23 protein-coding genes and 1 pseudogene are annotated in these 25,303 nt (G+C 72.0%); 15 read left to right on the forward strand and 9 right to left on the reverse strand.

Annotated features, from left to right (window positions below; genetic code table 11):
• Position 1 precedes the first annotated feature (1 nt).
• Entirely contained in the window at positions 2–964 is a 963-nt protein-coding gene (locus JOD60_RS06055) for a DNA-3-methyladenine glycosylase family protein (protein ID WP_076689471.1), read from the reverse strand.
• Positions 965–1,199: 235 nt separating this feature from the next.
• The gene (locus tag JOD60_RS06060; RefSeq protein ID WP_076689473.1) at positions 1,200–1,910 is read right to left on the reverse strand and encodes a winged helix-turn-helix domain-containing protein; all 711 of its coding nucleotides are present in this window, start codon (positions 1,908–1,910) and stop codon (positions 1,200–1,202) included.
• Between the two features lie 635 nt (positions 1,911–2,545).
• Here JOD60_RS06060 and JOD60_RS06065 point away from each other — a divergent pair.
• Positions 2,546–2,845 carry a GNAT family N-acetyltransferase gene (locus JOD60_RS06065; RefSeq protein ID WP_076692081.1) on the forward strand — a complete coding sequence of 100 codons (300 nt, stop codon included), beginning with the start codon at positions 2,546–2,548 and terminating at the stop codon, positions 2,843–2,845.
• Positions 2,846–2,942: 97 nt separating this feature from the next.
• Complete coding sequence (locus JOD60_RS06070; RefSeq protein WP_076689475.1) at positions 2,943–3,239, forward strand: hypothetical protein; 297 nt, start codon at positions 2,943–2,945, stop codon at positions 3,237–3,239.
• Between the two features lie 22 nt (positions 3,240–3,261).
• Here the strand turns inward: JOD60_RS06070 and JOD60_RS06075 are convergent, their stop codons facing one another.
• The gene (locus JOD60_RS06075; RefSeq protein ID WP_076689477.1) at positions 3,262–4,116 is read right to left on the reverse strand and encodes an alpha/beta fold hydrolase; all 855 of its coding nucleotides are present in this window, start codon (positions 4,114–4,116) and stop codon (positions 3,262–3,264) included.
• A 44-nt stretch (positions 4,117–4,160) separates the two neighbouring features.
• On the opposite strand from JOD60_RS06075, the gene JOD60_RS17025 reads away from it, so the two are divergent.
• From JOD60_RS17025 to JOD60_RS06090, 4 genes are all read left to right on the forward strand, one after another.
• Positions 4,161–4,289: a hypothetical protein gene (locus tag JOD60_RS17025; protein ID WP_269746953.1), complete on the forward strand. Its 129-nt coding sequence runs from the start codon at positions 4,161–4,163 to the stop codon at positions 4,287–4,289.
• 51 nt (positions 4,290–4,340) lie between these two features.
• Complete coding sequence (locus JOD60_RS06080; protein ID WP_076689479.1) at positions 4,341–5,807, forward strand: MFS transporter; 1,467 nt, start codon at positions 4,341–4,343, stop codon at positions 5,805–5,807.
• Between the two features lie 70 nt (positions 5,808–5,877).
• Positions 5,878–7,026 carry an exonuclease SbcCD subunit D gene (locus JOD60_RS06085; protein WP_076689481.1) on the forward strand — a complete coding sequence of 383 codons (1,149 nt, stop codon included), beginning with the start codon at positions 5,878–5,880 and terminating at the stop codon, positions 7,024–7,026.
• On the forward strand, positions 7,023–10,019 hold the full coding sequence (locus JOD60_RS06090; protein WP_076689483.1) for an AAA family ATPase: 2,997 nt from the start codon (positions 7,023–7,025) through the stop codon (positions 10,017–10,019). Before JOD60_RS06085 ends, JOD60_RS06090 begins: the two co-directional genes overlap by 4 nt.
• A 42-nt stretch (positions 10,020–10,061) precedes the next feature.
• Here JOD60_RS06090 and JOD60_RS06095 read toward each other — a convergent pair whose 3' ends face one another.
• Positions 10,062–10,970 carry a hypothetical protein gene (locus JOD60_RS06095; RefSeq protein WP_076689485.1) on the reverse strand — a complete coding sequence of 303 codons (909 nt, stop codon included), beginning with the start codon at positions 10,968–10,970 and terminating at the stop codon, positions 10,062–10,064.
• 196 nt (positions 10,971–11,166) lie between these two features.
• Here JOD60_RS06095 and JOD60_RS06100 point away from each other — a divergent pair, with 196 nt between their 5' ends.
• Positions 11,167–11,754, forward strand: a complete 588-nt coding sequence (locus JOD60_RS06100) for a hypothetical protein (protein WP_076689487.1) — start codon at positions 11,167–11,169, stop codon at positions 11,752–11,754.
• A gap of 9 nt (positions 11,755–11,763) precedes the next feature.
• Here the strand turns inward: JOD60_RS06100 and JOD60_RS06105 are convergent, their stop codons facing one another.
• Positions 11,764–13,836 carry an NAD(+) synthase gene (locus tag JOD60_RS06105; RefSeq protein WP_076689489.1) on the reverse strand — a complete coding sequence of 691 codons (2,073 nt, stop codon included), beginning with the start codon at positions 13,834–13,836 and terminating at the stop codon, positions 11,764–11,766.
• A gap of 94 nt (positions 13,837–13,930) precedes the next feature.
• Between JOD60_RS06105 and JOD60_RS06110 the strand changes: the two genes are divergently transcribed.
• The 3 genes and pseudogenes from JOD60_RS06110 (at position 13,931) to JOD60_RS06120 (ending at position 18,841) form a co-directional block, all read left to right on the forward strand.
• Entirely contained in the window at positions 13,931–17,485 is a 3,555-nt protein-coding gene (locus JOD60_RS06110; RefSeq protein ID WP_076689491.1) for a TM0106 family RecB-like putative nuclease, read from the forward strand.
• A 44-nt stretch (positions 17,486–17,529) separates the two neighbouring features.
• Positions 17,530–17,829: a DUF3467 domain-containing protein gene (locus JOD60_RS06115; RefSeq protein WP_076689493.1), complete on the forward strand. Its 300-nt coding sequence runs from the start codon at positions 17,530–17,532 to the stop codon at positions 17,827–17,829.
• 236 nt (positions 17,830–18,065) lie between these two features.
• Positions 18,066–18,841 (forward strand): annotated as a pseudogene (locus JOD60_RS06120) (CorA family divalent cation transporter).
• A 34-nt stretch (positions 18,842–18,875) separates the two neighbouring features.
• Here JOD60_RS06120 and upp read toward each other — a convergent pair.
• Complete coding sequence (gene upp, locus JOD60_RS06125; protein ID WP_076689495.1) at positions 18,876–19,508, reverse strand: uracil phosphoribosyltransferase; 633 nt, start codon at positions 19,506–19,508, stop codon at positions 18,876–18,878.
• Between the two features lie 59 nt (positions 19,509–19,567).
• Between upp and JOD60_RS06130 the strand changes: the two genes are divergently transcribed.
• Positions 19,568–19,999 carry a nucleoside deaminase gene (locus JOD60_RS06130; RefSeq protein WP_076689497.1) on the forward strand — a complete coding sequence of 144 codons (432 nt, stop codon included), beginning with the start codon at positions 19,568–19,570 and terminating at the stop codon, positions 19,997–19,999.
• An 82-nt stretch (positions 20,000–20,081) separates the two neighbouring features.
• Here JOD60_RS06130 and JOD60_RS06135 read toward each other — a convergent pair whose 3' ends face one another.
• Positions 20,082–21,194, reverse strand: a complete 1,113-nt coding sequence (locus JOD60_RS06135; RefSeq protein ID WP_076689499.1) for an alpha/beta hydrolase — start codon at positions 21,192–21,194, stop codon at positions 20,082–20,084.
• A gap of 96 nt (positions 21,195–21,290) precedes the next feature.
• Here JOD60_RS06135 and proC point away from each other — a divergent pair, with 96 nt between their 5' ends.
• On the forward strand, positions 21,291–22,124 hold the full coding sequence (proC, locus tag JOD60_RS06140) for a pyrroline-5-carboxylate reductase (RefSeq protein ID WP_076689501.1): 834 nt from the start codon (positions 21,291–21,293) through the stop codon (positions 22,122–22,124).
• 55 nt (positions 22,125–22,179) lie between these two features.
• Here the strand turns inward: proC and JOD60_RS06145 are convergent, their stop codons facing one another.
• Together JOD60_RS06145 and JOD60_RS06150 are read right to left on the reverse strand one after the other, a co-directional pair.
• Complete coding sequence (locus JOD60_RS06145) at positions 22,180–22,851, reverse strand: potassium channel family protein (RefSeq protein WP_076689503.1); 672 nt, start codon at positions 22,849–22,851, stop codon at positions 22,180–22,182.
• On the reverse strand, positions 22,844–24,286 hold the full coding sequence (locus JOD60_RS06150; protein ID WP_076689505.1) for a TrkH family potassium uptake protein: 1,443 nt from the start codon (positions 24,284–24,286) through the stop codon (positions 22,844–22,846). The genes JOD60_RS06145 and JOD60_RS06150 overlap by 8 nt, the downstream gene beginning before the upstream one ends.
• An 84-nt stretch (positions 24,287–24,370) precedes the next feature.
• Between JOD60_RS06150 and JOD60_RS06155 the strand changes: the two genes are divergently transcribed.
• The 3 genes from JOD60_RS06155 (at position 24,371) to JOD60_RS06165 (ending at position 25,244) form a co-directional block, all read left to right on the forward strand.
• A complete protein-coding gene (locus tag JOD60_RS06155) occupies positions 24,371–24,778 on the forward strand; it encodes an ArsR/SmtB family transcription factor (protein WP_076689507.1) in 408 nt (135 codons plus the stop codon).
• Between the two features lie 93 nt (positions 24,779–24,871).
• Entirely contained in the window at positions 24,872–25,063 is a 192-nt protein-coding gene (locus tag JOD60_RS06160) for a helix-turn-helix domain-containing protein (RefSeq protein WP_076689509.1), read from the forward strand.
• Between the two features lie 82 nt (positions 25,064–25,145).
• Positions 25,146–25,244 carry a 30S ribosomal protein bS22 gene (locus JOD60_RS06165; RefSeq protein WP_003792170.1) on the forward strand — a complete coding sequence of 33 codons (99 nt, stop codon included), beginning with the start codon at positions 25,146–25,148 and terminating at the stop codon, positions 25,242–25,244.
• Positions 25,245–25,303 lie beyond the last annotated feature (59 nt).

Consider the following 25,303-nt stretch of genomic DNA (forward strand, 5'->3'; position numbering starts at 1 on the left):
GTCAGCGGCCCCGGTGGTCCTCGGGCGCCAGACGCGGCCCGCGGCGCGGCTCGACGGCGCCGCTCAGCCCGATCAGGCGGATGACCCGCTGACGGTGGCCGCGCCACGGCTCGAGCAGCGCGCACATGCCGTCATCGTCCACCCGACGGCCGGTCAGGGCGTACCCGACCTGATGGCACAGGTGGTAGTCGCCGACGCTGACGGCGTCGGCATCGCCGAAGGCGCGGATGCGGGCCTCCGCGCTCGTCCAGACGCCGACGCCCGGCAGGCTCGTGAAGACGCGGTCGCGTGCATCGCCGTCCGTCGCGGATGCCGCGGCGCGCTCGATCGAGGCGCGCCGTGCCGCCGCGGACACGACCGTCTTCGCCTGCGGCGGCTCGAGCCCGGCGCGATGCCACGTCCAGCTGGGGATCAGACGCCAATCCGCGGGCGGCGCGAACATGGGCCGCGGCGTCGGTCCCGGCGCGCGCTCGCCGCACCAGGTCAGGATCATGCGCCACGCCCCGAAGGCCTGAAGCCCCGTCACCTTCTGCTCGAAGATCGCGCTGGCCAGCGCGTCGAAGACGAGGTCGGTGCGCCCGATGCGCAGCGCCGGGTGGCGGCGGTGGACGTCGGCGATGAGCGGATGCCGGTCGGCCTCGAACCCGTCGGGATCGTCCGCCGCGCCGCACAGGCGGGGAAGCTGCTGCAGCGCCCATTCCGCCCCTGGGCCCCAGGCCGCGCCGCGGACACGGTCGCGCTTGACGCGGATCGCGAGCGTCGCGACGCCCTCGGGAGTGCGGCTCACCCGCCAGATGATGCCTTCGTGCACGGTGTGCGAGGGATCGTGCGCGCCGCGCTGCTGATACGCGATCGCCCGGCGGGCGTCGATCGCGACGCGGGGTCGGTACTCGGTCTCCAGGGGCCGATCGGGCGCGGCGCGCGGATCGCGCGTCTGCGTCGGCATCCGCACCCCGCTCGTCATGCCGTCAGCCTAAGCGACCGCCACCGACATCCCTCGCGGTCCAACCCCGCCGCGCCCCGGGTTCGGCAGTCGGTTCTGGTGGGTGTTCGGTGTGATGACCGTGCCCGAGCGACTGCTGAATCCGCCGCGCCCCGGTTCGGCAGTCGGTTGTGGCGGGTGTTCGGTGTGATGACCGTGCCGGAGCGACTGCCGAATCCAGCGGCGGGCCGGCGCGGGCCGCCGCGGGCGGCAACGCTCAGAAGCGGTCGGGCGAAGGTGTGCCGTGGCCGTAGCGGATGACGACGTCGGCGTGACGGTCGAACCGGTAGCCGATGCCCCGCACAGTGCGCACGACGTCCTCGTAGCGGCCGAGCTTGGCGCGCAGGCGCCGCACGTGCACGTCGATGGTGCGCTCGCCCGGCGCCTCATCGGCGTCGGCGTGGCTCCACAGCGACGAGACCAGCTCGGTCCGCTCGATCGTGCGGCCCTCGCGGAGCACGAGGTACTGCAGCAGCTCGAACTCCTTGAACGTGAGGGCCGCCGACTCGCCGTCGATGTGCACGCGGCGGCGGGAGATGTCGATGGTGACGCCGCCGGGGACGTGGTCCTCCTCGGGCTGCTCGTTCTTCGTGCGTGCGACGGCGCTCGGCTCGTGCAGGGCGAGGCGGACGACGTCGACGTCACGGCCGCCGGCGCCGACGGGCGCCAGCGCGACGGTCGCGTAGGTCTCGGCGTGTGGGGCGAGCTCGCCGAGCGTGCGGCGCAGCGCCTCGACCAGCGTCGACAGCGAGACGCCGTCGGCGGCGGCTTTGGCCTCGTCGATGCCGACGTACAGCGCGAAACCGCGCGGCGCGGTGCCGACCGGGATGCTGCCGGTGGTCGGAGCCGGGGTGACGGGGGCGGGCGTCTCGACGGCGTGGAGGTGGCGGACGGCGGTGGGCTGGGCGAGAAGAGCGGTGTTCGACATGGTGACGTGTCCTTCGGGAGGAACCCGGAGCTGATGCCTCGACGGGTTCGAGTGTGTTGCGATGGCCGGCGGGAAGGGGTTCCCAGAGCCGATGTGCGAGCGATCCGGAACGTGCGTCGTGGGCGGTTCGGGATGCTCGGGGGTGCGACGGCGCGTTCCTGAAGACTCAGGTCGGCAGCGGCGGGTGCACCCGGCGGGGTTTACCGTGTCAGCGACACATTCGGCAACACATGACAACGCGCGGCATCATGATGCCGGCAGTTCCGTTCGCCTCCCGGGCGGACAGAGTGCGTGCGATGTCAGTCATGCGCCTGATTATGACGAACCGCGTCGCGATGTGTCAAACCGCACGGATGCGGCGGCGCCTGCATGACGGAATATGACAGATTGCTCAGCCCGCGCGTTCCCGCGAGAATCGACGGATGCTTGAACCCGCCCCCGCGCCGCGTCTGGGGGATCTGCTCTCACCCGGCACGCCCGGCGGCGCCGACGCGATCGTGTGGATCGACCATCCCCGCCGGGTCGTGATGCGTCGGGTGGTGGCGCGGCCAGCGCGAGGTCGACGCGTGGCTCGCGTCGCTGCCGCGCACCGGTCACACGGACCCGACGGGCCCGACCGGGCGTACCGTGGAGGAATGACCGCTTTCAGGTTCACGGATGAGAAGGACCAGTCGCGCTACACGCTTCACCGCGGCGATGACCTCGTGAGCGTGCTCGACTACCGCGACGACGGGCAGACCCTCGCGATGACGCGGGCGTACACGATCCCCACCTTCCGCGGGCACGGGTACGCGGGCGAGCTGGTGGCGCGGGCGGTGGAGGATGTCGCGGCGCGCGGCGACCGCGTCGTCAGCCCCGTCTGCTGGTACGTCGCCGACTGGTTCGCCGCGCATCCCGAGCACGCCGGGCTTCTCGCACAGCGTCGCGCCGGCTGAGACCGCGCGGGCTACCCGCGTCCCGCGGTCGGGTCAACCCCCTGCGCGCCCCGCGATCGACCCACGAGAGTGGGTCCACGACAGTGAGGAGCGCATCATGGGCAACGACCTTCCCGAGGGCGTCGTGAACGCCGAGCCGTCCGGCGGCTGGGAGAGCGGCGACGCCGCCGACGCGGAGACCACCGACGCGGAGACCACCGACGCGGAGGAGACGGACGGTTCCTCGGAATCGGCCGTCGAGGGCGGCATCCGCTATACGCCGGAGGATGCGCAGGCGGATGCCGCGGCATCCGGCGCCGGCGCCGTCACCGTGCCGGATCAGTTCGTCGAGAGCGCCGAGATCCAGGCGGGTATGGACCCGGACCTGCAGACCGACGCCCAGTCCGAATCCTGAGCGACCGAGTCGTCCGGCGCCGTCACCCGTCCAGCCAGCGGCGGAGCTCGGCGACGGTGGGCTCGGCGGTGCGGATGAGGGTCTCGTGGTGGTGCCCCTCGACGACGAACGAGGTGGCATCGGGGATGGCCGCGACGACCTCGTCGAACCACGGCTGCGGCACGACGACGTCGAGTTCGCCCCGCACGACGAGCGTCGGAACGGCGATGCGCGGGTAGGCGTCTTCCGGCCGGTGCACGAGCATCGCGTGCATCTTACTACGCAGGTGCGGCCCCGCGCGCAGGTACTCCCGGCCGCCGAGCAGCAGCACCTTGACGCTCTCACCGAGCAGGTCCCGCCCGAGCCGCCACAGCTGCGTCAGCGGGTGGCGATGATGCCGGTCGACGGTGGGGGCGACGAGCACGATCCGCTCGACGGCATCGGGGTGGCGGACGGCGACCTCGGTGACGACCTGCGTCCCCATCGAATGGCCGAGGAGGATCACGGGACCACGGCCGAGGTGGCGGACGTACGCCGCGACGAGGTCGGCGAGGCGTTCCATCGCCGGCGTGCGCTCCGGCTCCGGCGCATCGCCGTAGCCGGGCAGGTCCACCGCGACGACGAGCGCGTCGCCATCGAGGTGCTGCACCAGGTCGGCGAACACTTTGCGCCCCATCCCGATGCCGTGCACCAGGACGAAGGTGCGTGTCGCGGCGCGGTCGCCGCGCTCCTCGGCGATGAGCGTCGCGCCGTCGTGGGAGAACTCCTCGATGCGGCCGTCGTCGGAGGGCACGCCGGTGATCTCGTCGATCGCGCGGTCCACGGCATCCGTCGCCTGCTCGACGACGTCGGATGCCGTGTCGGCGGCGGCCTGGAGGGGGCTGTCGTCGGTGGGCATGGATCGAGGCTAAAGCCTGGTCGGCGTCGCACGCTGAGCGTACGGTGAGGGCATGTGCCGCGCCGAAGAACCGCGACGAGGAGGCGGCGAAAGCGCGCGAGCGCTCCGCCGACCGGTACGAGGCGCTGCGCGCCTTCGAGGCGGCCAAGCGAGCGGAGCGCGCGGCCTCATGAGTCGCCGCGGGGCGGACGCATCGCGGTGCCGACGGGCATAGCCTGGAGCCGATGAGCTCGCCGCAGACCGCCAGCATTCCGCTCGATCACGCCCAGCGCTGGCGCGCGTTCTGGGTGTGCGTCTCCGTCGCAGCCCTCACGATCCTCGACCTCAGCAAGGTCAATGTCGCCCTGCCCTCCATCGAGTCGGCGTTCGGCGCCGGCTCCACGCAGCTGCAGATCGTCGTGTCGGGCTACGTCCTCATGTTCGGTCTCGCGCTCGTCCCGTTCGGGCGCCTCGGCGATCAGCGCTCCCGCAAGACGCTGTTCCTCGTCGGGCTCACCCTCTTCCTCGCGATGAGCGTCGTGTGCGCCCTCGCGCCGACGGTCGAGATCCTCATCGCGGGTCGCCTCGTGCAGGGGCTCGCCGCCGGCATCCAGATGCCGCAGGTCCTGGGGACGATCCAGCAGATCTTCGTCGGCAAGGAGCGCGGCCAGGCTTTCGGCCTGTTCGGTGCGACGATCGGCATCGCGACGGCGATCGGCCCCACTCTCGGCGGGCTCATGATCGCCGTCGGCGGCGCTCAGGACGGCTGGCGCTGGATCTTCTGGATGAACGTGCCGCTGTGCCTCATCGTCATCGCCGGCGTCGTGGGGCTGCTGCCGCGCACCCGGCGTCCCACCCCCGGGAAGCTTCAGCTCGACCCCGTCGGCCTGACGCTCCTCGCGCTCACGATCATCACCCTGATGTGGCCGTTCCTGTTCACGACGGGCTCGCCCGACGACGATCCGCGCCGCTGGTGGACCCTCGTGCTCTTCGTCGTGTCCGCGACGGCGTTCACGTGGTGGGAACGGCGGTACGCGGCATCCGGCCGGTCCCCGCTCGTGCCCTTCCGGCTGTTCTCCATCTCGTCGTTCCGCAACGGCACGCTCGTCGTGACGACCTACTTCACCGCGATTCCGGCGATGTTCCTGCTGACGACGCTGTTCCTGCAGGCGGGCGTGGGCCTCGAGCCGGTGTACGCGGGCATGGTCTCGATCGGCTTCGCCGTCGTCAGCGCCGGATCGGCGTGGATCGGCGGCAACCTCGTGGGGCGCCTCGGGCGTCCCCTCGTCGTCGGCGGTCTCGTCATCGTGCTCGTCAGCATCGTCGCGCTCGCGATCGTCGCGTACACCGTGCCGGCGGATGCCGTGGCGTACGCGATGGCGGGTGTCATGGCGATCGCCGGTGCCGGGGCGGGCCTCGTCGTCGCGCCGAATCAGACCCTGACCCTCGCCGACATCCCCACACGCTCGGGCGGTCTCGCGGGATCGGTGGGTCAGCTCGGCCAGCGGATCGGCACCGCCGTCGGGACGGCGGTCGGCCTGTCGCTGTTCTACTCCACGATCTACCGCGAGAGCGACGCCGACCACCACGGGCTCGAGGTCTACCACGACGCGTACGCGTACGGCATGGTGGCCGTCGGCATCTTCGTCGCCCTGGCGCTGCTGATCGGCGTCATCGACCTCGGCGCCCGGCGGCGCGCGCAGCGGAGCTGAGCTGGCCGGTCTCACGCCGTCCGCCGCGGGTCTGCCGGGCGATGTCGGGGGTCCGATTTAGCGTGGGAGCATGCGCATCCTGCACACCTCCGACTGGCACATCGGGCGGACCTTCCACGGTCACGCCACGCTCGATGCGCTGCGCGGTGTGCTCGAGACCCTGACGGCGCAGGTCCGCGAGAACGAGGTCGACGTCGTCGTCGTCGCGGGCGACGTGTTCGACTCCGCCACCCCCGCGGCGGCCTGCTACACACTCCTCAGCGACACCCTGCGCGCCCTCGCCGACACCGGTGCGCAGGTCATCGTCACGAGCGGCAACCACGACTCCGCGGCGCGGCTGGGGTTTCAGGCAGGACTGCTCCGCGACGGCATCCACGTCCTCACCGATCCGTCCCGCATCGGCGATCCCGTCACGGTCAGCGACGCGTTCGGACCGGTGCAGTTCTACGGCATCCCGTTCCTCGAACCGGCGCTGCTGCGCGCGCAGTGGCCGGGCGTCCGGTCCCAGGCCGAGGTGCTGGGACGGGCGATGGACATCGTGCGCGGCGACCTCGCCGTCCGCGGCGGGCGCTCCGTGGCGATCGCGCACTGCTTCGCGGCCGGGGTCGAGCCGACGCCGCACCTGGAACGCGACATCCAGCAGGGCGGCCTCGACGTCGTGCCGCTGTCGGTGTTCGAGGGCGTGGACTACGTCGCGCTCGGGCACATCCACGGCCGGCAGCAGCTCGCCCCGCGGGTGCGGTACGCCGGCGCGCCGCTGCACTACAGCTTCGGCGAGGGCGACAAGCCGCGCGGCTCGTGGCTGATCGACCTGGATGCCGAGGGGGTCGCCGACGCGACCTGGCTCGCCCTGCCGGTGCCCCGCCGCCTCGTGACGCTGCGCGGGCCCTTCGAGGACCTGCTGACGGGCGCCGCCCACGCCGACGCCGAGGACGCGTGGGTGTGCGTCGAGTACACCGACGCTCTGCCCGCTCGCGACCCCCTGCGCCGCCTGCAGGAGAGGTTTCCGCACTGCGCCAAGGTCGTCCACGCGCCGGAGGTCCTCGCCGCCGGCGACGTTCGCAGCTACGCCCAGCGCGTGCGCGCGGCGCGCAGCGACGCGGAACTCGTCGACGCGTTCCTCAGCCATGTCCGCGACGGCCAGGGGACCACCGACGCCGAGCGTGAGCTGCTGCGCGACGTGCTCGACGAACGGGTGCGCGCGGAGGCACTGGCGTGAAGCTGCACCGGCTCGAGCTGACCGGGTTCGGCCCCTTCCGGCAGACGCAGGTCGTCGACTTCGACGCGTTCGACGATGACGGGCTGTTCCTCATCTCGGGGCGCACCGGAGCGGGCAAGTCCAGCATCCTCGACGGCGTGAGCTTCGCGCTGTACGGCACCGTCCCCCGGTACGAGGGCGGGGAGAAGCGGTTGCGCAGCGACCACAGCTTCCTCACCGACCCGACCGAGGTGCGGCTGGAGTTCACGGTCCGCCAGACCCGCTGGCGGGTGACGCGCGCTCCGGAGTACGACCGACCGGCCAAGCGCGGCGGGGGAGTGACGACCGAGATCGCGCGCGCGGAGCTCGAGGAGCTCGTCGACGGCACCTGGGTCGGGCGGGCGGCGAAGCCCCGCACGGTCGGCGAGGTGCTCGGCGACGTGCTGGGGGTGAATGCGCAGCAGTTCCAGCAGGTGATCCTGCTGGCGCAGAACAAGTTCTCGCGTTTCCTGCTGGCGCCCGGCGAGGAGCGGCAGACGCTCTTGCGGACGCTGTTCGGCACGAAGCGCTTCGAGCAGTACCGCGACGACCTCGAGCAGCGACGGCGCGACGCGCAGCGTGAGCTGTCGGCGGTCGACGCCCGCGCGCGGACCCTGCTCGGCGAAGCGGAGCGCCTCATCGACGAGGGCGGGCTCGCGGACGGCCGCGCCGACGGCGAGGAGCGTCCGGTGGACCTCGCGGATCGCCGCGCCGCCGCCGATCACTCCCTGCAGCGGGCCGAGTACCGCGTCGAACAGGCCGCCACCGCGCAAGACCGGGCCGATGCCGCCCACGCCGCCGCGGCCGCCGCGCATGCTGAGCTCGTGCACCGCGCCCAGCGCGGGCGCGACCGCGCCGCTGCGCGCGCCCGCCTGACCGAGCTGCAGGAGCGCGAGCCCCTGATCGCCGCCGACCGGGCACGCCTCGAGCGCGCACGCGCCGCGGCGACGCTGCGTACGCCGCTGGAGACGGCGGAGCGCGCCGAGCGCGCGCACGCCGACGCGGTCGCTGCGGCCGCGTCGGCGGCTGCCGCCTGGCGCGACGCCGGCGGTGACCCCGGGGGAGACGTGCGCGCCACCCTCGATGCGCTGACGGGCGAGCTCGCCCGCTGGGAGGCCGCCCTCGCGCACGAAGCGGACCTGGGGCGCGCGGCGGCGGCGGTCCGCGACCTGGAGCGCGAGCGGAGCGCCGTCGGCGAACTGCTGACCGCGATCGATCAACAGCTCGCGCTGATCCCCGACGAGCGCGCGGCGATCGATGAACAGCTGGCCGCAGCCGATCACGCCGCGAGCCGCGTCGCGGATGTCCGCGCCACCCTGGCCGGGGCCGTCGACGTGCGCGACGCCGCCCGCGAGGCGGCGACACTGGCGACCGAGGTCGCCGCCGCGGAATCGGCGTACGCCGACGCGGTCGCAGTGGCGGGGGCAGCCGGCGCCCGGGTCGGGGAGCTCCTGCGGCAGCGCCTCGCCGGCTACGCCGGTGAGCTCGCCGCCGGACTGGTCGCGGGGGAGCCGTGCGCCGTCTGCGGGTCCACCGAGCATCCGCGACCCGCGCGCCGCGCCGGAGACCCGGTCACCGACGACGACCTCGCCGAGGCCGAACGGGCCCGCGATATCGCGGCCGCCGCCGAGAAGCAGGCCGCCGGCGTCGCTCACGAGGCGCGACAGCGTCACGCCGCCGTCCGAGAGCGTTCCGGAGGCATCGCGCCCGACGCGGCAGCGGCCGCGGTGGCGGCGGCGGAGGCGCAGCTGCGAGCCGCCGAGGAGGCGGCCGCGGCCGCCGCGGCGCTGCGCGACCGACGCGCCGAGCTGGACGAGCTGACGGCTGCCGCGGAGACCGAGCGGGCCGCGCTCGCCGAGCGCGCCCTGCGCGCAGGGGAGCAGCGCGCCGCCGTCGCGGCCGATGTCGCCCGACTGGAGGCGATGGTCGCCGAGGCGCGCGGCGGGTACGACTCCGTCGCCGCTCGTTTGGCCGCGACCACGGTGCAGCGCGACGCCGCCCGCGCGCTCGTCGACGCCGACGCCGCCCTCGCGGAACGGACCCGTTCTCGCGATGCCGCCCGCGCCGATCTGCAGGCGCTGATCGCCGCGTCGCCGTTCACGTCGGCCGACGACGCTGTCGCGGCACTCCTGGAGGAGTCGGCGCTCGCGACCCTCGACGCGACGATCGCCGAACACCGCGCCGCCCTCATCGCCGCGAAGCAGCGCCTGCTCGAGCTCGAGCTCGACACTGCCGGCGATGACGTCGATGAGGCGCAGCTCGCGGCATCCGCCACGGCCCTCGCCGATGCCGACGCAGGCCGCTCCGCCGCCATTGCCGCACACCGCGATGCGGTGGGCACCGCCGCGCGGCTGCGCGGACTGCTCGCGCAGACCGATGCCGCCTACGCCGACGTCGCCGAGGCCGCCGAGGCCGCCGCGATCGTCACACGACTGGCCGACACGGTGGCCGGCCGGGCGCCGAACACGATGAAGATGGACCTGGAGACGTTCGTGCTCGCCGCGGAGCTCGAGGAGATCGTGGCCGCCGCCAACATCCGCCTCGCGGAGATGTCGTCGGGGCGCTACACCCTGCACCACTCCGACGCGCGCGCGGCGCGGGGCCGTGCGTCCGGGCTCGGCATCGACGTGCTCGACGCGCACACCGGCCGACTGCGGCCGCCGCAGTCGCTGTCGGGAGGCGAGACCTTCCTCGCGTCGCTCGCGCTGGCCCTCGGTCTCGGTGAAGTGGTGACCGCGCGCGCCGGCGGCATCCGCCTCGACACCCTCTTCGTCGATGAGGGTTTCGGCTCACTCGACCCCGAGACGCTCGAACTGGCGATGCGCACGCTCGACGAGCTGCGCGCCGGCGGCCGCACCGTCGGGGTGATCAGCCACGTCGAGGCGATGAAGGAGCAGGTGCCGGCCCAGGTCCTCGTCGAAGCGACGCCGGAGGGCCCGAGCGTCATCCGACAGGATGCCGCGGTGCGCCGGTAGTCCGGCCCGCCCGCGTGTCCGGGCCGGCGCCCCAGCCCGCCGCTACTGCAGGTGCGCCTGCGCGGAGGCGAGGATCTCCTGGTACAGCGAGCGCAGCTTCTCGATGTCCTCGTCGGACGCGCCGCTGCCGGTGAAGGTCTGATCGACGATCTGGTCGATGCCGGCCTCGCCGCTGACCAGCAGCGCCTGCCCGATCATGACGAGAGTCTCATCGGGAAGCGCCTGCGCGACGACCTCCGGCGTGGCGGTCGGGTCGATCTGCGCCATGACGTCGTTGACCTTCGGTCGGACCTCTGCGATGAACGCCGCCTCGTCCGCCGTCGCGGCGTCGTCGGTGGCACCGTCGCCCTCCGCACCGCCCTCCGCGCCGCCGGAGATCTCGGCGGTCGGGGTCGGCGCCGGCACGACGCCCGTCGAGCCCGAGTCGAGGCTCGTTCCCGCAGCCGTCAGTCCCGTGACGACGATGGCCCAGATCAGGGCGAACGCGCCGATGGTCGCGCCGACGACCGACAGCACCAGAGCCGTGATGCTGAGGGGTTTGCCGCCGTTGCGCTTGCCCGCCAGGCCCACGATCGCGAAGACGAACGCGGCGAGCAGGACGAGGCCGCCGATGATCACGGCGATCAGGCCCACCCATGCGACGGGGATGAGTCCGATGAGGCTGAGCACGATGCCGACGATGGCGAGGCTGAGGGCGGTCCACGCGATGCCCTTGCTCCGCGTGTCGGGGTCGGCCGGAGCGGGCGCGTACCCCGGCGCCTGCCCGTAGGGCGCCTGCGGCGCCTGTCCGTACGGCGCTTGCGGGGCCTGTCCGTACGGCGCTTGCGGTGCGGGCGGCGCGGGCGGGTACGCCTCGGTGGGCTGCTGATCCGCGGGCGGGTACGCCTCGGTGGGCTGGTCGTCCGCGGGGGTCGGGCGGTCGGTGGGGTCGATGGGCGGGGTGGTCGACATGGCCATCTCTCGTCTGTCGGGGGCATCGATCGTGCCCCGGCGTCGCCCGCAGCGGATGCTCGGGCGGTACATCGAGACTACCGAGGATGCGGGGACGAAGGTTTGACACGTCGCTCCTGCGCCCGCGTCAGCGCGATCTGGGACAAGATGTGGGGCAACGGCATCCCCGGTGCCGCCGAGACGGTGAAGGAGCGACATGACACTGCAGACGGTTCTGCTCGACACTCCGGCCGGCGTCGACGCCCGCCTGGGATGGGACCCGGGCACGACGGTGCACGACCGCCGCCGGATCATCGCGAAGGAGCTCATCGCGGCGCGCCTGCACTGCGAGGTCACAGACGTGCGGATCGAACGCGAAGCGCCCCGCGGCTTCGGGTATCACACGCGCCTCATCGCCTCCAAGGACGGCGAGGAACTGCCGATCGCGATCGTGACGGCCAGCTACCGCGCCGCCACGGTCGTCGCCATCTGCGACCCGGGTCTGCCGCTGGGCATCGACATCCGCGACATGACACCCGAGCCCGCCGACATCCGGCAGATGCAGAAGCACTCCCGCCTGTTCGACGAGAGCAACATCCCCGACCTGCTGCAGCACTGGGTGCGGGTGCAGGCCGTGCTCGAAGCCGACGGCCGGGGCGTGCGCGTCGCGCCCGAGCACGTCCGGCTGGATGCCGGACGCCACCGCGGCTGGATTCCCGATCGCAACATGAAGTACACCCTCGTCGACGCGTCGCGCGACAGCTGGGTCATCACGATCGCGGTGGGGGCGCTGCCCGCCGCCTGATCCGGCCCGTCAGCCGGCGAGATCCGGCAGCGCCGCGTCGAGCTCGGCGAGCCACACCGCGGCGTTGCCGTCGCTGGGGGCGCGCCAGTCGCCGCGCGGGGACAGCGAGCCCGCCGGCAGCACCTTCGGCCCGTTCGGGATCGCGGTGCGCTTGAACTGCGCGAAGCCGAAGAAGCGCGTGAGGAACACCCGCAGCCAGCGCACGATCTCCTCACGGTCGTACGCGTAGCGGTCGGATGCCGGGAACCCGGGCGGCCAGGCGCCGGCATCCGCATCCCGCCACGCGTGCTCCGCGAGGAACACGATCTTCGACGGGCGGAACCCGAAGCGCGGCACGTGGAACAGCGCGAAATCGTGCAGCGCATAGGGGCCGATGGTGTCCTCGGTCGACTGCACCTTGCCGTCTTGCCCCGCCGGCACGAGCTCGGGGCTGATCTCGGTGTCGAGCACCGACTGCAGCACCGTCTTCGCGGCATCCGTCAGGTCGGTGCCCGACTCATCGGACGCGGAGTGCGCGATGACCCATCGGATGAGGTGCTGGATGAGCGTCTTCGGAACGCCCGCGTTGACGGCGTAGTGGCTCATCTGGTCGCCGACGCCGTACGTCGCCCAGCCGAGGGCGAGCTCGGAGAGGTCGGAGGTCCCGACGACGAAGCCGCCGTTCTGGTTCGCGAGGCGGAACAGGAAGTCGGTGCGCGCACCCGCCTGCACGTTCTCGAAGGTCACGTCGTACACCGGCTCGCCGCCGGCGAAAGGATGCCCGATGCCCTTCAGGATCTCGGTCGCCATCGGGCGGATGTCGATCGTCTCGATCGACGCGCCGATCGCCTCGGCGAGCGCGATCGCGTTGGAGCGCGTGTGGTCGCTCGTCGCGAAGCCGGGCATCGTGTACGCGAGGATGTCGCTGCGCGGACGGCCCATCCGGTCCATCGCGCGCGCGACCACGAGGAGGGCGTGCGTCGAGTCGAGGCCGCCGCTGACGCCGATGACCGGCTTCGGCGACCCGATCGCGCGCATGCGCTGCTCGAGGCCCGACACCTGGATGTTGAACGCCTCGTAGCAGTCCTGATCGAGCCGGGCGGCGTCGTCGGGGACGAACGGGAACCGGTCGAGCGGGCGCCGCAGGCCGAGGTCAGACGCCGGCGGCTGCACCTCGAACGCGATGCGGCGGCCGTTCGGCCAGCTCTGCACGCGGTTGTCGTCGAACGTGCCCTGACGCAGACGCTCCTGGCGGAGCCGGTCGAGGTCGACGTCGGCGTACGCCGTGCGCGGCCCGTCGGGGAAGCGCTCGGTCTCGGCGAGGAGGTTCCCGGCCTCGTAGATCATGGTCTGGCCGTCCCACGACACGTCGTTCGTCGACTCGCCCTGCCCGGCGGCCGCGTACGCGTAGGCGGCGAGGCAGCGGAAGGACTGCGACTTCGCGAGCAGGTGGCGGTCATCTGCGCGGGCGACCGTGATCGGGCTGCCGGAGAGGTTCAGGAGCACCGTCGCTCCGGCCAGCGCCGCCCGCGACGACGGCGGCACCGGCACCCACATGTCCTCGCACACCTCGGCGTGCACGACGAGCCCGGCGACGTCGGTCGCCTCGAACAGCAGGTCGGTGCCGACCGGCACCTCCTCACCGGCGAGCGTCACGGAGTCGGGCGCCTCGGCCCCGGCGGCGTACCAGCGGGCCTCGTAGAACTCGCGGTAGGTCGGCAGGTAGCTCTTCGGGGCGACCCCGAGCACGCGCCCGCGGTGGATCACGACGGCGCAGTTGTACAGCCGGGCACCCAGGCGCAGCGGCGCGCCCACGACGAGGAGGGGGCGGAGGTCGGCGGATGCCGCGGCGAGGTCCGCGAGCGCGGCGAGGACGGCGTCGAGCACGGCATCCTGCATCACGAGGTCGTCGATCGCGTACCCCGTCAGGCACAGCTCGGGAAAGAGGGCCACGGCGGCCCCCGCCTGGTGAGCCTCGCGAGCAGCGGCCAGGACGGCGTCGGCGTTGCGGGCGGGGTCGGCGATCGCGACGGGGATCGTGCACGCCGCGACGCGCGCGAAACCGTGACGGTACAGACTCTCGAACGGCAGGTCCTCGCTCACGGCTCCAGTCTGTCAGGTACGCGCGCTCGTCAGGGTGCGGGCGGCGCGGCACCGTGTCGGCGCCCGCGGCTAGTGTCGATCGCGGAAGGGTGACATGCGATACATCGAAGCAGGCGCGGCCGGGCCGGCGCGGATCGTCTGGAGCGCGAGCGACCTGAAGGCGGCGGCGGAATGCGAGTTCGCGTGGCTGCGCGCCATCGACGCCAAGCTCGGACGCGTGCCGGCGGTCGTCGAGCCCGAAGACGCGACGCTCGCCCGCGCCGGCCGTCTCGGCACGCAGCACGAGCTGCGCCAGCTCGAGGCGTATCGCACCGCCTTCCCGGGGGAGGGTCGCGTCGTGGAGCTTCCCGAGACCCGGTCGTCGGATGCCGAGGCCGTCGCCGCGGCGGTCGCCGCGACCACCGCCGTCCTCGCCGATCCCGCCGTGGACGTGGTCTACCAGGCGGTGTTCGCGACCGACGAGTTCGTCGGCTTCGCCGACTTCCTCGTGCGCGACGCGGCGGCAGGCGCGCCGGGACCGTGGGTCGTGCAGGACACCAAGCTCGCACGGCACGCGCGGGTCACGGCGCTCATGCAGCTGGCGGCATACGTCGATCAGCTCGATCGGCTGGGCGTGCCGCACAGCGACCGCGTCGAGCTGCTGCTGGGTGACGGCAGCACCTCGGTCCACGCGGTGCGCGACCTCATGCCGGTGTTCCGGTTGCGCCGTGAGCGGCTCCGCGCCCTCATCGCCGACCGCGACCTCGCCGCGGGTGCCGGCGGCGCGCCGATCGCGTGGGGCGATGAGCGCGGAGCGCTGCGCGTCGTCGCGTGCGGCCGCTGCGCGACGTGCGACGCCGAGGTCACCCTGCACCGAGACCTGCTGCTCGTCGCCGGCATGCGGCCGGTGCAGCGCGACCGGCTGCGACTGGCCGGCATCCGGACCATCGATGACCTCGCCGAGGCGCGAGAGGCGCCGGAGCGGATGTCGGGGGATACCTTCACCGGGCTCCGCACCCAGGCGCGGCTGCAGCTGACGAGCCCCGCGGGCGGCGTGCAACCCGCGCCGGACGAGGGGCACGCGGTGCCGACGTACGAGGTCGTGCTCCCGCAGGCGATCGGTGCGCTGCCGCGCCCCGACCATGGCGACCTGTTCTTCGACTTCGAGGGCGATCCCCTCTACACCGAGCCCCCCGCCGCCGGCGGGACACCGCAATGGGGCATCGACTACCTGTTCGGCTGGGTGGACGACGCCGAGCAGTACTCCGCGCTGTGGGCGCACGACTTCGCACAGGAGAAGCAGGCGCTCGAGGACTTCCTCGACGTCGTGGCGCTGCGTCGGCGGCAACACCCGGGCATGCACATCTATCACTACGCGCCGTACGAGCCGACGCATCTGCTGGCGATGGCCGCGCGGTACGGCGTGCGCGAAGCCGAGGTGGACACGCTGCTGCGGGAGGGCGTGTTCGTCGACCTGTACCCGATCGTGCGGCGGGCGCTGCGCGTGGGATCACGGTCGTACTCCATCAAGAAGCTCGAACCGCTGTACATGGGCGACGAGGTGCGCACGAGCGACGTGCAGCGCGGCGACGACTCGATCGTGAAGTACGTCGAGTCCCGCGCGCTCAGCGATGCCGGGGAGGATGCCGAGGCGCAGACGATCCTCGACGACCTCGCCGACTACAACCGCTACGACTGCGTCTCGACCCGACGCCTGCGCGACTGGCTCGTCGAGCGGGCGCGCGAGGCGAACCTCCTGCCGTCGGCCGACATCGATGCAGCGGAGCGTCCCTACGAGCCGTCGCCCCGGGCGGAGGCGCTCACTCGCCTCGCGGACGCCGCGGCATCCGCCACCGATCTCGACGAGCGCGCGGTCACCGCGCTCCGGCTGGGGGCCGCCGCGATCGACTACTATCCGCGCGAAGCGAAGACCTTCTGGGCGACGCATTTCCTGCGCCTGCGGGAGCCGGTGTCGATCTGGGAGGACACCCGCGACGTCGTCGTCTTCGACCATGACCGCTGCCGCGTGCTCACCGACTGGCACATCCCCGAGGGTGCGCGCGTGCAGCGCCGTGTCGTCGAGCTGCGGGGCGACCTCGCGCCGGGCACCAAGCTCACCGCCGACTCGTCGACGTTCGTCGTCTACGAGCTGCCGGCGCCGTTCCCCATCGACACGAGTCCGCGGTGGATCCACGCCGCCCGCACCGTCCGCGTCGTCGACGTGCTCGATGACGGCGTCGTCGTGGAGGAGAACTCGATCCAGGGCTTCACCTGGCAGGATCTGCCCATCGCCCTGACGCCGCCCGCGCCGCCGCAGGCGGGCAGTCAGCAGGCGGCCATCGACCAGTGGGCGGACACGCTGATCGAGGTCGCGCCGACGGCGTCCGGTTCCTTCCCGCACGACGCCGCCACCGATCTGCTGCTGCGGCGGTCGCCACGCACCGCGAGCGGCGTACTGCCGCGGGGCGGCGCCGACGACGTCGAGAACATCGTGCGTGCCGTCCACGAGCTGGACCGCAGCTACCTCGCCGTCCAGGGGCCGCCGGGCACCGGCAAGACCTACGTGGGATCGCACGTCATCGCGCGTCTGGTGGCCGAGCGCGGCTACCGGGTCGGGGTCGTCGCCCAATCGCACGCCGTGGTGGAGCACATGCTCGACCGCATCGTCGTCGCCGGCGTTCCGAAGGCGCAGGTCGCGAAGGCGACGAAGGGCACACCCACCGGCGCGGAGTGCTTCACCCCCATCGCGAAGGACGGCTACGCGGCGTTCGCCGACGAGCATCCGGAGGGGTTCGTCATCGGCGGGACGGCGTGGGACCTCAGTCATGCCGGGCGGGTCCCGCGCGGCAGTCTCGACCTGCTCGTCATCGACGAAGCCGGCCAGTTCTCGCTCGCCTCGACGATCGCCGTGTCGGTGGCCGCGCAGCGGCTGCTGCTGCTGGGCGACCCGCAGCAGCTGCCGCAGGTGAGTCAGGGCACCCACCCCGAGCCGGTCGACACCTCCGCGCTCGGCTGGGTCATGGACGGGGCCGCGGTCATCGCCGACGACCGCGGGTACTTCCTCGCGCAGACCCGGCGCATGAGGCCCGAAGTCGCCGCTCCCGTGTCGGAGCTGTCGTACGAGGGCCGGCTCGCGGCGCACCCGAGCACCTCGGCGCGGCACCTCGCCGGCGTCACGCCGGGGGTCGTCCCGGTGCCGCTCGGTCACACCGGCAACGCGACCCAGTCCGCCGAAGAGGCCGCCGCGGTCGTCGGGATCGTCCGCGACCTCGTCGGGCGGTCGTGGACGGCGGGGGAGGATGCGGCGCCACGCCCGCTCGCCCCCACCGACCTCATCGTGGTGACCCCGTACAACGCGCAGCAGGTGCTCGTCGAGGAGGCGCTCGTCGCAGCCGGGTTCGGCGCCGTGCCGGTCGGCACGGTCGACAAGTTCCAGGGGCAGGAGGCGGCGGTCGCGATCGTGTCGCTGGCCGCGTCCAGCGGACGCGACGCGCCGCGGGGACTGGAGTTCCTGCTGCTGCAGAACCGCCTCAACGTCGCTGTCTCCCGGGCGGAGCACACCGCATACATCGTGTACGGAACCGGACTGCTCGACGACCTGCCCCGCACGCCGGACGGCGTCGCGAGGCTCAGCGCCTTCGCCCGGCTCGTCGGCGCGGATCGGCCGTAGACTCGCCACAGCCCGCACGCCGCGGCCACGGACAGGGGGAAGTCATGACCGATGAGGTTCCGCGCCAGTTCGAGATCGAGGTTCCCCCCGACGTCGTGCCGGGCAACTACGCCGACTTCGCGAACGTCTGGCACACGTCCGACGTGTTCGTCATGGACTTCGTCTCGCTCGCGCGTCCGCCGCAGGCAGGGGCGGATGCCGACGGCAACCCCGTCACCATCGTCCCCGGGCGCGTGGTGCAGCGGGTGCGGATCCCGCCGCAGCAGGTGTTCGAGCTCGCCAAGGCGCTCACGCAGCAGCTGGAGTTCTGGGAGCAGGAGACCGGGCGGCGCTCCGGTTCCTGAGGGTTCCTGAGCGCACGGTTCACGGGCGAGGGCTATACTCGCCGAGGCCCTCGATGAGCGGGCCCCGACCCGAGGCGGTGAGACACCATGGCAGACGACAGTAGACGCGCCGCGGTGCACCCCGCTCGCGTCCTCGCACGCTGAGAGCCGGCTGCTCCGCGGCATCCTCGCGCGTCCCGATCCGGGGCGCCGATGACGCGCGCCCCGGCGCGCCCGCCCGGCAAGGAGACCCCCTCATGACCCTCATCGACAACGCCGTCTACGTCGACGGCATCCGCGTCGCCACCCCTGTCACGCTGGACGAGGCCTACGCGCTCCAGGAAGCGCACCAGGGCTTCGCGTGGATCGGGCTCTACCGCCCGTCCGACAAAGAGCTCGCCTCGGTCGCGACCGAGTTCGACCTGCATCCGCTCGCCATCGAAGACGCGACCGGAGGCCACCAGCGTTCCAAGGTGGAGTGGTCGCCGAGTACGAGCCGGTCGTCGCCGGCATCGAGAACGACATCGACGAGATCGAGGACGACCTGTTCGGCGATGCGGACGATGACGCGCTGTCGCGCCGCATCTACGAGCTTTCCGGCGAGCTCGTGCGCTTCTCGCGGGCGACGCACCCGCTCGTCTCGATCATCGAGTGGCTGCAGCGGGGGCAGGAGGCCTACCACGTCGACATCGAGCTGCAGCGAAAGCTCCGCGACGTGCGCGACCGCGCAATCCGGGTCACCGAGCGCATCGACGGCTTCCGCATGGTGCTCGACAAGGCGCTGACCGTGCACTCCGCCCTCGTCGCGCGGCGCCAGACCGAAGTCAACCTGGAGCAGAACGAGCAGGTGAAGAAGATCTCGTCGTGGGCGGCGATCATCTTCGCGCCGACGCTCATCGGCACCGTGTACGGCATGAACTTCGACGTCATGCCGGAGCTGCACTGGGAGTACGGCTACCCCGTCGCGCTCACGGTGATGATCGCCTTCCCGACGCTGCTGTACGTGCTCTTCAAGCGGCGCCGCTGGCTGTGACCGACGCCACCGGCGCGGTCGCCGGTGCGGGCGCTCAGACCGTGCCGTAGAGGCGGTCGCCCGCGTCGCCGAGACCGGGCACGATGTAGCCCTTCTCGTTGAGGCGCTCGTCGAGCGCGCCCAGCACGAGCGTCACGTCGCGGTCACCGACCTGCTCCTCGATCTTCGCGAGGCCCTCGGGAGCGGCCAGGATGCAGATCGCGGTGACGTCCTGCGCGCCGCGCGCGAACAGGAAGTCGATCGCGGCGCCGAGCGACCCGCCGGTGGCGAGCATCGGGTCGAGCACGAAGCACTGCCGGTCGCTGAGGTCCTCGGGCAGGCGCTCCGCGTACGTGTACGGCTGCAGGGTCTCCTCGTTGCGCGCCATGCCGAGGAAGCCCACCTCGGCGGTCGGCAGGAGCTTGACCATGCCGTCGAGCATGCCGAGTCCCGCCCGCAGGATCGGCACGACGAGCGGCCGGGGCTCGCCGATCCGCACCCCCACCGTCGTCGTCACGGGGGTCTCGATCTCGATGTCCTCGACGCGCACGTTGCGTGTCGCCTCATAGGCGAGGAGCGTGATGAGCTCCTCTGTGAGCTGGCGGAACACCGGCGAGGGCGTGCGCTTGTCGCGCAGCACCGTGAGCTTGTGGGTGATGAGGGGGTGGTCGGCAACGTGCACGCGCATGGCGTTCAGCCTACGCTGGGCGCGTGCCCCTTCCTGCTCCGGCTCGTGACGACGCCGCGATGGGACGTGCACTCGAGCTCGCCGCCGCGGCGGCAGCGGCGGGTGAGATCCCGGTGGGGGCCGTGGTGACGGATGCCGCGGGCACCCCGCGCGGCGAAGGACGCAATCTGCGCGAAGCGACGGCCGATCCCACCGCACACGCCGAGATCGTCGCCCTGCGGGCGGCCGCGGCATCCCTCGGCTCATGGAATCTCGAGGGCTGCACGCTCGTGGTGACCCTCGAGCCCTGCCTCATGTGCGCCGGCGCGATCCTGCAGGCGCGGGTCGGGCGCGTGGTCTTCGGCGCCTGGGACGAGAAGGCGGGCGCGGCGGGATCGGTGTACGACGTGCTGCGCGACCGGCGGCTGCCGGTGCGGGCGGAGGTCGTCGCCGGGGTGCGCGAGGCCGAAGCGCAGGCCCTGCTGCGCACGTTCTTCGACGCCCGCCGCTGACCGCCCCGAGGTCGCCGGTTCCGCGTCGAGGTCGCCGGTTCCGCGCCGAGATCGCCGGTTGCGCGCCGAGGTCGCCGGGTGCTCAGTCCGAGGAGCTGAGGATGATCGCCTCGGTCGGCGGCGCCGGATCGGCGGGACGCCCGATGTAGCCGATCACCTCGAGCAGTGCGCGGCGGAACTCCGCGGGGCGCTCCAGATGCGGCGAATGGCCCACGCCCTCCAGCACGACCTCGGTCACCTCGCCGCCCGCCGCGCGGTACGCCTCGAGGACGTCGCGGGTCTGCGACACCATCTCCTGCGCGGGAGCGACCTCCGGCCCCGGCCACGCCGGCATCACCCCGATCGCGCCGAGGTGGTTGAGGTCGAAGAACGAGGCGTCCGAGACGATGGCGTCGGCCGTGCCGTGGATCCACAGGATCGGCGGCTTGACGGGCAGGTCCACGATCCCCGAGGTGTTGAAGTAGCGGGGCGCCATCGTGTTGAGGACGCCGATCGTGCCCGCCGCGAATCTCGGCCAGTTCGGGCTGTCGACGCCGTCGCCGGGGTAGTTCCCCGTGGCCGTGGACGTCGTGTTCATCGACTCCACCCAGATGTCCTCGTGCTCGCTGGTGTACCCGTCGGCGACGTAGCCCGAGCGGAAGACGCTGCGCGGTGAGGTCGGCGACTCGTCGGTCATGTCGCGGTCGGTGAGGCGCTGTACGAAGTCCGGGTTGGCGCCGCCGCCTCCGCAGCCGGCGTCGTCGTCGGTCAGGCGCGATCCGTCGCGGCGGGTGCCGCCGAAGCCGTAGGGCGACACCGGCGCCTGCAGCGTGAGCGAGAGGACGGGGTGATCCAGCGCGTACTGCATCGCGACGCCGCCGCCCATCGACCAGCCGACGAGATGAGCCGTCTCGATGCCGAGCGCGGTGAGCGTCGCGTGGACGTCGTCGCTGAAGTCGCGGACGCCACGCGTCGCGTCGACGGGGAGGCTCTCGGTCTCACCGAAGCCGCGCAGGTCGATCGCGATCACGCGCAGATCGCTCGGCAGATCCTGCATGAGCTCCTGCCAGAACAGGCTCGACGACACGTTCCCGTGGATGAGGACGACCGTCTGCTCGGGCGCGGTCGCCGGGTTGTCGCCGACGCGCTCCAGGATGCCGACCGTCAGCCGGTCGGTGTCGACGAGGCGGGAGGTGATGCCGTCCAGGAGGGTCATGACGGCATCCTACGATGTGCGGGTAGGCGTGCGCCGGGTGCATCCCAGGGGATTCCCCCCGACCCTGCGCGGCAGATCGTCCATAGGATTGAGGGCATGGCTGAAGACCTCCCCTCGATCGCGATTCTCGGTGCCGGTTCGATGGGTGGCGCCATTCTCCAGGGGCTCGTCCGCTCCGGCCGTGCGCCGCGGATCGTCGTCACCAACCGGACGGCGGCCAAGGCCGCAGACCTCGAAGGACTGGCCGGCGTGACGAGCCTGGCGCTCGAGCAGGATCCGGCCGCCAACACGACCGCCGCGGCGGGCGCCGACATCGTCCTCATCGGCGTGAAGCCCGTGATGGTTCCCGACCTGCTGCGCGAGATCGCCCCGGTCCTCCGCCCCGGTGTGATCGTCGTGAGCCTCGCCGCCGGCGTCACCCTCGCGACCTTCGCGTCGATCGTCGGGGACGACGTCGCCGTCGTCCGGTCGATGCCGAACACGCCGGCCGTGGTCGGCAAGGCCGTCACGGGGATCGCTGCCGGTCCCGCGGCATCCGCTGCCGACGTCGCCCTCGTGCGGGAACTCTTCGAGACGTGCGGCGTCGTGATCGAACTGGCCGAAGATCAGATCGACGCGCTCGGCACCATCTCGGGGTCGGGCCCGGCGTACGTCTTCCTGCTGATCGAGGACCTCACCGAGGCCGCGCGCGGCAAGGGCTTCTCCGACGCGGATGCGCGCCTCATGGCCGAGCAGACCTTCATCGGCGCCGCCGCGCTGCTGGACGCGACCCGGGAAGACCCGGCCGAACTCCGCCGCCGGGTGACGAGCCCGAAGGGCACGACCGAAAGGGCGATCGCCGTGCTCCAGGGGGCGAACCTCGCCGGCATCTTCGCCGAGGCGACGGATGCCGCGCTCGCGCGCTCCCGCGAGCTCGCCGCCGGCGCCTGACGCCCGGCGCCGGACACCCACCGCTGACCTCCCGCGGGTGGTTTCTCGCGGGAGGTCAGCGGTCGAGCGACGCGAACCGCTCGATGTCGGAGTTCGTGCCCGAGACGATGATGAGGTCGTGGTTGGTGACGACGGTGTTCGCCTCGGCGTAGCGGAACGGCTTGCCCGGGCTCTTCACGCCCACGACGGTGACGTTGTACTTGGAGCGCACGCCCGACTCGTCGAGGCGGATGCCGCGGATGAACTTCGGCGGGTACATCTTGGCGAGCACGAAGTCGTCGTCGAAGCGGATGAAGTCCAGCATCCGGCCCGACACGAGGTGCGCGACGCGCTCGCCGGCCTCGCGCTCGGGGTAGATGACGTGGTTCGCGCCGACGCGGGCGAGGATCTTGCCGTGGCTCTGCGAGACGGCCTTCGCCCAGATCTGCGGCACCTTGAGGTCCACGAGGTTCGCGGTGATGAGCACCGACGCCTCGATCGACGAACCGACCGCGACGACGGCGACCTGGAAGTCCTGCGCGCCGATCTGCTTCAGCGCCTCGATGTTGCGGGCGTCGGCCTGCACGGTGTGGGTGACCCGCTCGGACCACTTCTGCACGAGCTCGAGGTTGTCGTCGATCGCGAGCACTTCGCGGTCGAGCCGGTCGAGCTCGCCGGCGCACGCGGCGCCGAACCGGCCGAGGCCGATCACCAGGACGGGAGCATCGCTCCGGATCTGCTCAACCAACGATGGGCCTTTCCACGGGCAGCGAGTAGTGCTGCGAACGGGATGTCGCGGCCACGGCCGCGGCGAGTGTCACTGTACCAACGCGCCCCATGAACATCGTCAGGGCCATGACGTAGACGGCGGAGTCCGGCAGCTGCTGCGTGACCCCGGTCGACAGGCCCACGGTCGCGAACCCCGAGATGACGTCGAACAGCACGTACTCGACCGGCTGCTGGGTGATCTGCGTGATCGTGACGGTCGACAGCGCCACGATGGTCGCTCCCCACGCCACGACCGACAGGGCGACGCGCTGCACATCGCTCGGGATGCGGCGGCCGAACGCCTCCACGCTCGGGCGGCCCTTCGCCTCCGACCAGACCGCGAGCGCGAGGACGGCGAGCGTCGTCACCTTGATGCCGCCCGCCGTGGACGCCGAGCCGCCGCCGACGAACATGAGCATCGAGCCGACCACCAGCGACGAGCCGTGCAGCTCGCTCATGTCCACGACCGAGAAGCCGCCGGAGCGGGTCATCGCCGACAGGAAGAAGGCCTGGAACGTGGTGTCCCAGGCATCCATCCCGCCGAAGGTCTCGGGGTTGTCGTACTCCAGCAGCAGGAACACGCCCGCGCCGGCGAAGAAGAGGACGACCGTCGTGATGACGGTGAGCTTCGCGTGCAGCGACCAGCGGCGCACGTGGAAGTGGTGCCGCCACAGGGTGAAGATCACCGGGAAGCCGATCGACCCGAGGAAGACGCCGGCCATGAGCAGCGTCAGCACGACGTAGTTCTGCGCGAAGGGCTCGAGGCCGCCGGCGTTGGGGGCGAAGCCGGTGTTGGTGAACGACATCGCCGCGTAGTAGGGCGCCTCCCACAGCGCGCTGATCGGGTCGATCCCGCTCAGCAGCAGCGACGGGTACAGCAGGATCGCGAGCCCCGCCTCGATGACGAGGGTCGACAGCGCGACCGTCGCGAGCAGTTGACCGACCTCGCCGAGACGGACGGTCTGCCCCTCGTTGACGGGGCCGCCGTGGGCGCGCAGCGGATTGGTGTCGCCGGCGGCGATGAGCTTCGCGCGCAGGCCCAGCCGCTTGGAGATGACGAGGCCGAGGATGGATGCCAGGGTCAGCACACCGAGCGCGCCGACGTTGACGCCGATGTAGACGAGCACATGCCCGAACGGGCTCCAGTGCGTCCCCATGTCGACGGTCGACAGTCCCGTGACGCAGATCGTCGAGACCGCCGTGAACAGCGCGTCGGCGAATGCCGTGGACTGCCCGTCTGCGGCGGCCGCGGGAAGCATGAACAGGGCGGTGAACAGCAGGATCAGCGTGAGGAAGACGCCCACCGCGAAGCGGGAGGGGGAGGCGGTCGTCAGGTCGCGCAGGCGGTCCCAGGACTCGGCGAGCACGCTCCGCATGCTGCGCCACGCACGGGCGCCGACGGTGTCGCCCGTCATGACCGTCTCCTCCCCTGGTCGTGCATGCTCTTCGAAGAATCCATGTCATGGTACTCCGGGCGCGGCGCGGGCTAACCTAAGGGGATGGCGGACATCTTCGACGTGATCGCCGACGGTACCCGTCGGGACATCCTGCAGCTGCTGCGCGAGCGCGCCTCCGCCGGGGAGCGGGGCACGAGCGTCTCGCACATCGTGACCGAGCTCGGGGTGAGCCAGCCGACGGTGTCGAAGCATCTCAAGGTGCTGCGCGAAGCCGAGCTCGTGACGGTCCGTGAAGAGGGGCAGCACCGGTTCTACTCGCTGTCGCCGGCACCGCTGGACATCATCGACGACTGGCTCGTGCCGTTCTTCGACGACGGTCTGATCGACGACGCCGACCCCGCGACCACCCTGCCCGATTCCGCCGTCGCAGCCGCGGATCTCGTCGGGCGGGCCGCGGCATCCGCCAAGCACGCCTGGGACAGCGCGTTCAAGCGGATCCCCGGCCGCTGATCCGGGTACGTCACAGCGGTCACAGAGGTTTACAGGCGTCCCACAGAAGCCGTACTGTTGGTCGATAGTTTCACTGGATCTGGGGGAGTCTCGATGGCGGACCTGTCTGACGTGCGCTTTCTCACCGTCGCCGAGGTGGCGGAGCTCATGCGCGTGTCGAAGATGACGGTGTACCGCCTGGTGCACGCGGGAGAGCTTCCCGCCGTGCGCTTCGGGCGCAGCTACCGCGTGCCCGAGACCGCCGTCACCGACGCCCTGCAACGGCCCATCGCCGACGTCGGCTAGACTGTTCCGAGGGCATTTTTCGAGGTGCCCGATCCCGGACGTGGCGATCCGCGTCCAGACCCCTGACATAGTGAGGTTTTCCGTGGGTTCTGTCATCAAGAAGCGCCGCAAGCGCATGGCGAAGAAGAAGCACCGCAAGCTGCTTCGCAAGACTCGCCACCAGCGCCGCAACAAGAAGTAAGCCTTCTCAGCGGCACGTACACCGAGCGCCTGTCCTCACGGACGGGCGCTTCGTGTCTA

This window comes from Microbacterium aurum (genome assembly GCF_016907815.1).
Taxonomy (GTDB): domain Bacteria; phylum Actinomycetota; class Actinomycetes; order Actinomycetales; family Microbacteriaceae; genus Microbacterium; species Microbacterium aurum.

Coding starts and splice junctions, on each gene's coding strand:
- JOD60_RS06130 (WP_076689497.1), top strand. CDS start 19,568: ATGGGACGTGCACTCGAGCTCGCCGCCGCGGCGGCAGCGGCGGGTGAG.
- JOD60_RS06095 (WP_076689485.1), bottom strand. CDS start 10,970: ATGTCGACCACCCCGCCCATCGACCCCACCGACCGCCCGACCCCCGCG.
- JOD60_RS06110 (WP_076689491.1), top strand. CDS start 13,931: ATGCGATACATCGAAGCAGGCGCGGCCGGGCCGGCGCGGATCGTCTGG.
- JOD60_RS06055 (WP_076689471.1), bottom strand. CDS start 964: ATGACGAGCGGGGTGCGGATGCCGACGCAGACGCGCGATCCGCGCGCC.
- JOD60_RS06080 (WP_076689479.1), top strand. CDS start 4,341: ATGAGCTCGCCGCAGACCGCCAGCATTCCGCTCGATCACGCCCAGCGC.
- JOD60_RS06150 (WP_076689505.1), bottom strand. CDS start 24,286: ATGACGGGCGACACCGTCGGCGCCCGTGCGTGGCGCAGCATGCGGAGC.
- JOD60_RS06070 (WP_076689475.1), top strand. CDS start 2,943: ATGGGCAACGACCTTCCCGAGGGCGTCGTGAACGCCGAGCCGTCCGGC.
- JOD60_RS06160 (WP_076689509.1), top strand. CDS start 24,872: ATGGCGGACCTGTCTGACGTGCGCTTTCTCACCGTCGCCGAGGTGGCG.
- JOD60_RS06115 (WP_076689493.1), top strand. CDS start 17,530: ATGACCGATGAGGTTCCGCGCCAGTTCGAGATCGAGGTTCCCCCCGAC.
- JOD60_RS06155 (WP_076689507.1), top strand. CDS start 24,371: ATGGCGGACATCTTCGACGTGATCGCCGACGGTACCCGTCGGGACATC.
- proC (WP_076689501.1), top strand. CDS start 21,291: ATGGCTGAAGACCTCCCCTCGATCGCGATTCTCGGTGCCGGTTCGATG.
- JOD60_RS06060 (WP_076689473.1), bottom strand. CDS start 1,910: ATGTCGAACACCGCTCTTCTCGCCCAGCCCACCGCCGTCCGCCACCTC.
- JOD60_RS06085 (WP_076689481.1), top strand. CDS start 5,878: ATGCGCATCCTGCACACCTCCGACTGGCACATCGGGCGGACCTTCCAC.
- JOD60_RS06075 (WP_076689477.1), bottom strand. CDS start 4,116: ATGCCCACCGACGACAGCCCCCTCCAGGCCGCCGCCGACACGGCATCC.
- JOD60_RS06065 (WP_076692081.1), top strand. CDS start 2,546: ATGACCGCTTTCAGGTTCACGGATGAGAAGGACCAGTCGCGCTACACG.
- upp (WP_076689495.1), bottom strand. CDS start 19,508: ATGCGCGTGCACGTTGCCGACCACCCCCTCATCACCCACAAGCTCACG.
- JOD60_RS06100 (WP_076689487.1), top strand. CDS start 11,167: ATGACACTGCAGACGGTTCTGCTCGACACTCCGGCCGGCGTCGACGCC.
- JOD60_RS06135 (WP_076689499.1), bottom strand. CDS start 21,194: ATGACCCTCCTGGACGGCATCACCTCCCGCCTCGTCGACACCGACCGG.